Source organism: Pseudomonas sp. RIT-PI-r (assembly GCF_001297015.1).
Lineage (GTDB): Bacteria > Pseudomonadota > Gammaproteobacteria > Pseudomonadales > Pseudomonadaceae > Aquipseudomonas.
This window is the reverse complement of the sequence record NZ_LIGE01000036.1, coordinates 25,292-34,156: the sequence shown is the minus strand read 5'-3', so window position 1 is coordinate 34,156 and position 8,865 is coordinate 25,292. Positions and strand designations below refer to the sequence as shown.

8 protein-coding genes are annotated in these 8,865 nt (G+C 61.2%); 5 read left to right on the top strand and 3 right to left on the bottom strand.

Annotation, left to right across the window (positions count from 1 at the left end):
- Positions 1-201 precede the first annotated feature (201 nt).
- Positions 202-1,017 (top strand): alpha/beta fold hydrolase, encoded by an 816-nt coding sequence (locus tag AK821_RS20585; protein ID WP_064391347.1) that lies wholly within the window; start codon positions 202-204, stop codon positions 1,015-1,017.
- A 103-nt stretch (positions 1,018-1,120) separates the two neighbouring features.
- Here AK821_RS20585 and dsbG read toward each other — a convergent pair whose 3' ends face one another.
- The 3 genes from dsbG to dsbD are packed head-to-tail and all read right to left on the bottom strand — an operon-like array spanning position 1,121 to position 4,481.
- Positions 1,121-1,891 carry a thiol:disulfide interchange protein DsbG gene (gene dsbG, locus AK821_RS20580; protein WP_064391346.1) on the bottom strand — a complete coding sequence of 257 codons (771 nt, stop codon included), beginning with the start codon at positions 1,889-1,891 and terminating at the stop codon, positions 1,121-1,123.
- On the bottom strand, positions 1,867-2,748 hold the full coding sequence (locus AK821_RS20575) for a TlpA disulfide reductase family protein (protein ID WP_064391345.1): 882 nt from the start codon (positions 2,746-2,748) through the stop codon (positions 1,867-1,869). The genes dsbG and AK821_RS20575 overlap by 25 nt, the downstream gene beginning before the upstream one ends.
- The gene (gene dsbD, locus AK821_RS20570; protein ID WP_064391344.1) at positions 2,748-4,481 is read right to left on the bottom strand and encodes a protein-disulfide reductase DsbD; all 1,734 of its coding nucleotides are present in this window, start codon (positions 4,479-4,481) and stop codon (positions 2,748-2,750) included. Before dsbD ends, AK821_RS20575 begins: the two co-directional genes overlap by 1 nt.
- Positions 4,482-4,634: 153 nt before the next feature.
- Here dsbD and AK821_RS20565 point away from each other — a divergent pair, with 153 nt between their 5' ends.
- From AK821_RS20565 to AK821_RS20550, 4 genes are all read left to right on the top strand, one after another.
- On the top strand, positions 4,635-5,315 hold the full coding sequence (locus AK821_RS20565; RefSeq protein WP_007908710.1) for a response regulator: 681 nt from the start codon (positions 4,635-4,637) through the stop codon (positions 5,313-5,315).
- Positions 5,315-6,637, top strand: coding sequence for an ATP-binding protein (locus AK821_RS20560; protein WP_064391343.1), 1,323 nt, complete (start codon positions 5,315-5,317; stop codon positions 6,635-6,637). The genes AK821_RS20565 and AK821_RS20560 overlap by 1 nt, the downstream gene beginning before the upstream one ends.
- A gap of 114 nt (positions 6,638-6,751) precedes the next feature.
- Positions 6,752-7,237 carry a GNAT family N-acetyltransferase gene (locus tag AK821_RS20555; protein ID WP_064391342.1) on the top strand — a complete coding sequence of 162 codons (486 nt, stop codon included), beginning with the start codon at positions 6,752-6,754 and terminating at the stop codon, positions 7,235-7,237.
- Between the two features lie 143 nt (positions 7,238-7,380).
- Positions 7,381-8,793 (top strand): aspartate aminotransferase family protein, encoded by a 1,413-nt coding sequence (locus AK821_RS20550; protein WP_064391341.1) that lies wholly within the window; start codon positions 7,381-7,383, stop codon positions 8,791-8,793.
- The last annotated feature ends 72 nt before the right edge of the window (positions 8,794-8,865 follow it).

Below are 8,865 nucleotides of genomic sequence, written 5' to 3'. Positions count from 1 at the left end.
GCTGGCAAGCCAGCTCCCACAATTTCCTGATGTGAACACAAAACTTGTGAACACCTTCGGACACTGTGGGAGCTGGCTTGCCAGCGATGGCGTCAGTGAATTCAACACATTAAACCGGCACATTTTCAGACAATTCTCGATTGACGATCAGCAACCGGCAGCTCAGTCTGCCGGTTCTCTTTTTTGTCGCGGAGGTGGTCGATGCCTTTTTTCACGGTTGACGGACAAGCGCTGCATTACATTGATCAAGGCTCAGGCCCGGCGGTGTTGCTGGCTGGCAGCTATCTGTGGGACCAGGCCATGTGGGCGCCGCAGATTGCCGCGTTGTCACCGCACTATCGGGTGATTGCCCTGGATCTGTGGGGCCATGGCGAGTCGGGCCGGTTGCCTGAAGACACGGCGTCCCTGAATGATATCGCCCGTCAGGCGCAAGCCCTGCTCGATCATCTGGACATCGATCAGGTCACTCTTGTCGGACTATCGGTCGGCGGCATGTGGGGCGTGCGCCTGGCATTGGCGGCACCGCAGCGCATCAACGGTCTGGTGCTGATGGACACTTACGTCGGTGTCGAACCTGAGCCCACCCGCCAGTACTACTTCTCGCTGTTCAAGCAGATCGAAGACACCGGCGAAATCTCCGAGCAATTACTGGATATCGTCGTGCCGATCTTCTTCCGTCCGGGCATCGATCCGCAGTCGGCGCTGTATCAGGATTTCCGTGCAAAACTGGCGGCGTATTCGTCTGATCGACTGCGCGACAGCATCGTGCCGATGGGGCGTATCACTTTTGGTCGTGATGATGTGTTGCCGCGTTTGCGCGAATTGAATGCCGCGTCCACGCTGGTGCTGTGTGGCGATCAGGACAAGCCGCGACCACCCTCGGAAGCACAGGAAATGGCTGAGTTGATCGGCTGCCCGTGGGTGCTGGTGCCGCAGGCGGGGCATATTTCCAATCTGGAGAATCCCGAGTTTGTGACGGAGGCGTTGCTTACCTTCCTCAGCGAGCGCAACCGTTAAACCGAGTGATCTTCAATCGCGAGCAGGCTCACTCCTACATTTGGAATGCATTCCCCTGTAGGAGTGAGACTGCTCGCGATGGGGCCAGTCCAAGCACCGGAAATTACTTAGGCCCGAGAATCTTCGCCAATTTGTCCGGCGAAGGCGCACCTTGCTGCTGTTGCAACTCACCCTTGTCATCCATATAGAAGATCGCCGGTGTCGCCTGCAAATCGAGGTCTTCCATCAACTGCATGTTCGCCGCCAGTTTGCTCTGCACCGCCACCGGAATATCTTTCAAGGCCTTGAGCGTGCTGCCCTTGCCAGCCTTTTCATGATCTTCCAGGGCCTTGGCCGGATCCTTCGCAGCGAGCAACGCCGCTGACTTGCCCGGGCTGTCCTCGCGGATGATCCCGACCATGATGTGCCGCAGCTGCACCTTGCCGGATTTCACCCATGGCCGCGCCTGTTCCCAGAACATGTTGCAGTACGGGCAGTTCGGATCGCTGAACAGGTACACGGTGCGCGGTGCATCCTTGTTGCCGTCCTGAATCCAGTTGCTCGCCTCGAACTTGGCCCAGACTTCCTTGGCCATCGGCGCATACACCAGTTTTTGCAGCGGTTCGCTGCTCAGGTCCTTGCCGTCGGCGTCGTATAGATTACCGAGCAGAACGTGTTTGCCATCCGGGGTCAGGTACAGCGCCATGCCACGGTTCTGATATTGCGCTGCGTAACCGCGCAGGCCATCGGGGGCGTCGAACTGGCCGACGATTTTTGCGCCTTTGGCTTCGATCTGCTTGATCGCTGCGGGCAGTTCTTCAGCAGCCTGCACCAACGGCAAGTGCAGCAGGGCAGTGCCCAGAGTCAGCGTCAGCAGGTGGCGGAGGCGGGGCATGGCAGTTTCCTTGCAGAGGTGGCCGGGGCAGTGGCCGGGGTCGAATTCGGGGTCGGGGTGTCGAAGTTTTCCAGCGCGCGCGCCAAGCTGGCGTTGGACAGCTCGCCAAGATGACTGGCCAGCAGACGCCCGTCGGGGCTATAGAACAGCGTAGTCGGCAACGCCATTGAACCCACGGCCTGACCGAGCTGGCCGCGACGATCGAACAATACGTTGTTCAGGCTCAGGCCCTGGGTTTCGAGAAAGGTCGCCACGCTTTGCATGCTTTCGGCCTGATTGACGAACAGGAAGGTCAGGTCCGGGCGTTGTTGCTGGGCGCTTTCCAGCACTGGCATTTCGCGTCGGCACGGTGGGCACCAGGTGGCCCACAGGTTGATCACCAGCGGGCCGCCCTGGTAGTCGCTGAGCTGGATGGATTCCCCAGCGGCGTTGCGCAGGGAAATATCCGGCAGGCGTGTGCCCTGTTCGTAGATATTCAATGACAAGGTCGCCAATAACCAGAACACCACGCCACTGGCCACGCCAAAGCCCAGCGGACGGCGCAGACCGGGCCGACGCCAGCCGCGATAGAACGCCGCCAGCAGCAGAACGATCACCCCAGGCCAGGCGAGAAAACCGCCGTCGCGCAGATCGATGATCTGCCACGGATCGTTGCGGTAATGGCTCCAGTACAGCACGACAAAGGCGATGCGCGCCGCCAGCATGCCGAGCAGAAACAGGCTGAATAACGCCGACTCGGGGTTATCGCCGCCGCGCTTGGCCACCCGCCAGCCGACAAAGGTCGCCAGCGCCAATGCACTGATCAGCAGCAGGTGGTTGAGCGCGATGGCAAAGGTGCCGAGGGTGAAAGTCAGCATTAATTGGCGTCTCGGGTGGTGGCCCAGCGTTGCAGGAACGTGTCGGCATCGACTTCGCCGGTGATGCGCTGGCTGCGACGCTCTTCGCCGTCGGTGCCGATCCAGACGAAGCTCGGTGGCCCCGGCACTTTGTAACGGCTGAGCAGCTCGCGGCTGGCGGCATTGTCGGCGGTGACATCAAGCCTGAGCAGGCGCACATCGCTCAATGCCTGCATGACCTTGTCCTTGCCGAACACCTGTTTTTCCATGACTTTGCACGACACGCACCAGTCGGCGTAATAGTCGAGCAAGACCCATTGGCCTTTGGTTTTCGCTGTATCCAGTTCGCGTTGCAGGGCGTCGGGATTGTTGATTGTGGTGAACGCTTCATGGCCATTGGGTGCAGCGCTGGTCGTGCGACCGGCGCTATAAACCTGCAACGGCTGGTACGGATCATCACTGCCACCTGCCGCGCCGATCACCAGCAAACTGCCCCACAAACCCAGCAGCAGCGCCGTTGCGCCGAACATCTGTGCAACACGGCCAAAGCCTTCGGATTGTTTCCAGGCACTGTAAGCGGCAATCAACAACAGCGCGCCGCACAAGCCCAGCCACAACGACGGGTCCAGCACCGGCCGCAGCATCAGCAATGCCGTGGCGAGAAAGAGGAAACCAAACACGCCCTTGAGCAGGTTCATCCACTCGCCGGGTTTGGGCAGGAAGCGATTGCCGACGGTCACCAGCAACAACAGCGGCACACCAATACCGATGCCCAGCGAGAACAGAATCAAGCCACCGTGCAGGGCATTGCCACTCTGCGCGATGTACAACAGCGCGCCGGCCAGCGGCGCGGTCATGCACGGGCCGACCAGCAAGCCCGACAGCGCGCCGAGCACGCCGGCGCCGACCAGGCTGCCGCCGCTACGACTGCGCGAGGCGTGTTCGAGACGATCACGCAGCGCCACCGGCAATTGCAGCTCGAAGAAACCGAACATCGGCAACGCCAGCACCACGAAGATCGCGGCGAACGTGCCAAGCAGCCAAGGGTTCTGCAACCACGCTTGCAGGTTCGCGCCGAGCAGCGCGGCGATCACGCCCATCGCCGCATACACCAGCGCCATGCAAATCACATAACTGCCGGCCAGCGCAAAACCGCGACGCGGTGTGGCACCACTGCCGACGACCATACCGGCGAGAATCGGCAGCATCGGCAGCGTGCAAGGGGTGAACGCCAGCAGCAGGCCGAGGCCGAAGAACACCAGCAGACTCCAGCCCAGCGCGCGCTGTTGCAGGCTGCTGGCCAAGGCCTGATCCGGTGCTTCGGTGCCTGCCGCGACGGCGGCTTTACCGCCGAGGTCAATCACTCGGGTTTGCGGCGGATAGCACAGGCCGGCATCGGCACAGCCCTGATAGCTGACCTTGATCTGGCCGCTGGCCGAGGCGGGGGTTTTGACTTCCCGGCCTTGGCGGTAAACCGGTTGCTCACCGAAAAACTCATCGCTGTGCGATTCGCCTTCGGGCAATGCCGGTTGTTGTTCGGCGCTCAGACCGTCGAATTTCAGGCGTTTCTGATACAGGTAATAGCCGTCGGTGATTTGCCAGAACAGCTGGGTTTCACCCGATTCCAGACGCCCGGACGTGAGCACGAACGCTTTATCGACCGGCAGAAACTCCGGTTTTGACTCAAATGGGTTGTTTCCAGCCTGGGCCAGGCTCGAAATCAGCAGAGCAAACAAAAGAAAAAAATGACGCATGGAGGAGCCTTGTCCCTGTGCAAGTGAGGTGCACAATGGGCGGTGGCGATTAACCGATGATTAACCGCCATGCCCTTGTCGCTGTGACGTTCGGGGCATAATGTCAGCTTAATCGGCCAACTGCCTAATCGGCTTTTTTCTACGGGACTCACCATGCACGTACTGGTTTGCGAAGACGATGAGTTGATCGCCAGCGGGATCGTTGCCGGTCTCACGGCGCAGGGGTTGACCGTCGAGCACGTCAACACGGCGTCAAAGGCACGGGCGATGCTCAAGGTTGCCGAATTCGACGTGATGGTGCTTGATCTCGGCCTGCCCGATGAAGATGGCCTCAAATTGCTCCAACAACTGCGGCAAAGCGGCCTCGAAATCCCGGTACTGATCCTGACTGCACGTGACTCGGTCACTGACCGCGTCGACGGTTTGCAGGCCGGGGCAGACGATTACCTGCTTAAACCCTTCGATCTGCGGGAGCTGTTTGCACGGCTGCAAACCCTGTTGCGGCGTGTGGCCGGGCGCAGCGTCAATCTGATCGAACATGGCGCGTTGACCTACGACCCGAGCAGCCGCGAAACCACCCTCGCCGGGCAACCGGTGGACTTGTCGCGCCGTGAGCAGTCGCTGCTGCAAGCGCTGCTGCACAACCGTGGTCGTGTACTGTCCACCGAGCAGTTGAAAGACAGCGTCTATGGCTTCAACGACGAACTGGAAAGCAACGCGCTGAACGTGCACATCCATCACCTGCGCAGCAAGCTTGGTAAAGGCATCGTCGAAACCGTGCGCGGTCTGGGCTACCGCCTCGGCCCGGCCGACGGTGGGGATCAAGGCAAGTGATGAGTCTGCGATTGCGTTTGAGTCTGACCCTCGGCGCAGCCTTCGCGCTGATCTGGGCACTGGCGGCGGCCTGGATGCTCAGCGACTTGCGCAATCAGATGATGTTCTCGCTGGACCAGCGCCTGGTCGCTTCGGCGCGCATGGTCGCCGGGTTGCTGGAGCAGTTGCCGACATTGCCGAGCAAGGGCGAGGGCACCCATTTCAGTGCCGAACAGTTGAACATTCCGGGTGGCATGGCCTGTCAGGTCAGCTCCTTGCGCGGGGAAATTCTCGCGCGCAGCCACAACAATCCCGAGCAAGCACTGGAAGCCGAGAAAATGGGCTTCCACGACCAGATGATCGATGGTGCGCCGTGGCGCAGCTTTACCCTCGCGCGCGGCGACGTACGCATAACCACGGCGGATCGACAGATCGAACGCGAAGCGCTGAACATGTCGATCCTGCTGGCGGCGTCGGTGCCAGTCGGTGTGGCGCTGTTGGGTTGCCTGTGCCTGTTGTGGTTGGGAATCGGACAGGGCCTGGCGCCGCTCAATCGTCTGCGTGAGGCGTTGATGCGGCGTAACGCCGATTCGCTCGAACCGTTGCAGCTGCAGTCGTTTCCCAGTGAGCTGAAGCCACTGCTGGAAACGCAGAATCAGTTGTTCCAGCGCATCGGTAAAACCATCGAACGCGAACGTCGCCTTACCGGTGATGCCGCCCATGAACTGCGCAGCCCGCTGACCGCGATCAAGACCCACCTGCAAGTGGCACGCATGACCGAAGGCAGCGCTCGCGATCAATCGCTGGCGCGGGCGGAGGAGGGCGCCGATCGCTTGCATCGCACGCTGGAGCAATTGCTGTTGCTGGCGCGTGTCGAAGGCAGTCTGTCGTTCGACGACGGTTCGCAATGCAGCGCCGAACAGGTCGCCCGACTGGCGATTCAGGACGCCACTGGCGGCGAACGACTGCGGATCAAACTGCAATTGCCTGCGCAACTTTCTGAGGCTCCGTTGCAAATGCCAGCGGTGTTGGCGATTGCCGCGCTGCGCAATTTGCTCGACAACGCGCTGCGCCATACGCCGGAAGATTGTGCGGTCGAGGTGAGCCTGGAGACCATCGGCAATCGCGTACGGTTTGTCGTACGCGACCATGGTCCAGGCATTGCCCCGGATGATTTGCAGCACCTGACCCAGCGCTTCTGGCGCAACGGCCAAAGCACCGGCTGCGGCCTCGGCCTGGCGATTGTCCAGGCGATCGTCCAGCGTTGTGACTGCGCGCTGCATTTCGACAGCCGACCTGACGGTTTACGCGTCGAACTGACCATGCCCCTGCAAACGCTCTGATTTCACTCGTACAGGGGATTCTCATCAAATGTAACTTCTTGGCGTTCGCTATCCGGGCGGGGCGGGGTTAAGGTCGGCCCCTGCTTTGACTCAACGGATTGAGAGAACAGCGCAATGGATGCTCCCGTCTATATTTACGCCGCCACACCCGCCGACTCCGGCATCATCGGCCGTATCATCGAACGCTCGATTCGCGTCGGTTGCGCGCTTGATCACCGTAACGACCCGCGCCTCGTCAATACCTGGATACGTCAGCAATCGGCAGAGCGCATCAATGCGTGGCTGCTCGATCCGCATTTCTATCTCAACATCGCATTGTTATCGGACAAACCGGTCGGCGTCGGCATGGCGGCCGCCAGTGGTGATGTGACCTTCTGCCATGTGCAACCGGAATGGTTTCGCCGAGGGGCCGGTCGGGCGCTGATGGCGGATCTCGAAGGCTGGTTGCGAATCCGTGGCAGGCCCAGCGTGGCCTTGAAAAGTACACGCACCGGCGAAGCGTTTTATCGGCATCTGGGTTATCACGCGTCGGCACCGGCCTTGCTCCATCACGGCGTAAAAGCCACGCCCATGCACAAGTCGTTGGCGGTTCCTGTCTGACATCTCGATCAAGGGTCTAAATCCTCGCCGCGCTTAAGCGTTTCCAGAACAGGAAAACCTGCAAGTGCGCTCCGCGACCGGAATGCGCACCTGTGCGGTGTGCTGTTTTGGTCACAATCCATAGCGAATTGAGGGGTCGAGAGATGTCAGTCGCCACCAGCCTTATCGAAGAGTCGTCGGCCCGGGTCAGCTCGGCGCCAGCGGAAACGTTGTATCAGTTCAATGAATCGCCGTTACTGGCTCGGCAGAGCCAGCAGGAATCCAACGCTCGCAGTTATCCGCGACGTATTCCGCTGGCACTCAAGCGGGCCAAGGGGCTGTATGTCGAGGACGTCGAAGGGCGTACCTTCATCGACTGCCTGGCCGGTGCTGGCACACTGGCGTTGGGGCATAACCATCCAGTGGTGATCGAAGCGATCCAGCAGGTGCTCGCCGACGAACTGCCGCTGCACACGCTGGACCTGACTACGCCGGTCAAGGATCAGTTTGTCCAGGATCTGTTCGGCTTGTTGCCACGCGAGCTGGCGGCGCAAGCCAAAATCCAGTTCTGCGGCCCTACCGGTACCGACGCCGTGGAGGCTGCGCTGAAACTGGTGCGCACCGCCACCGGCCGCAGCACCGTGCTGTCGTTTTCCGGCGGTTATCACGGCATGAGCCAGGGCGCGTTGAGCCTGATGGGCAGCCTGGGGCCGAAAAAGCCATTGGGTGCCCTGCTCAGCAGCGGCGTGCAATTCATGCCGTTCCCGTACGACTACCGTTGCCCGTTCGGCCTCGGTGGCGCTGCCGGCGTCAAAGCCAATTTGAGCTACCTGGAAAACCTGCTCAACGATCCCGAGGCCGGCGTGCAACTGCCCGCGGCGGTGATCGTTGAAGCGGTGCAGGGCGAGGGCGGGGTGATTCCCGCCGATATCGAGTGGTTGCGCGGTTTGCGCCGGATCACCGAGAAGGCGGGAGTCGCGCTGATCGTCGATGAGATCCAGAGCGGTTTCGCCCGCACCGGCAAGATGTTTGCCTTTGAGCACGCCGACATCATCCCGGATGTGGTGGTGCTGTCCAAAGCCATTGGCGGCAGCCTGCCGCTGGCGGTGGTGGTCTATCGCGACTGGCTCGACACCTGGCAACCGGGTGCGCACGCCGGCACCTTCCGTGGCAACCAGATGGCCATGGCTGCCGGGTCGGCGGTGATGCGTTATCTGGTCGAACACAAGGTCTGCGAACACGCCGCCGCCATGGGGGCACGCCTCAGCGAACCCCTGCATATTCTGCAGCGCGACTTCCCGCAACTCGGCGATATTCGTGGCCGTGGCTTGATGCTCGGTGTCGAGCTGGTCGATCCGGCCGGTACGCCGGATGCGCTGGGTCATCCGCCAGCGTTCGCGCGTCTGGCACCGCTGGTGCAGCGCGAATGCCTCAAGCGTGGACTGATTCTGGAGCTGGGCGGTCGCCATGGTGCGGTGGTGCGTTTCCTGCCGCCACTGGTGATCACCGCCGCCGAGATCGACCGCGTTGCCGAGATCTTCGGTCGCGCCCTGATTGCTGCGACTGCCGCGCTGTAAATTTTCCGCCGCGCCGAACGTTCTTTCTACATACCCGGCCGCACCCGTTGTGCGGCTCACCCATACAACGAT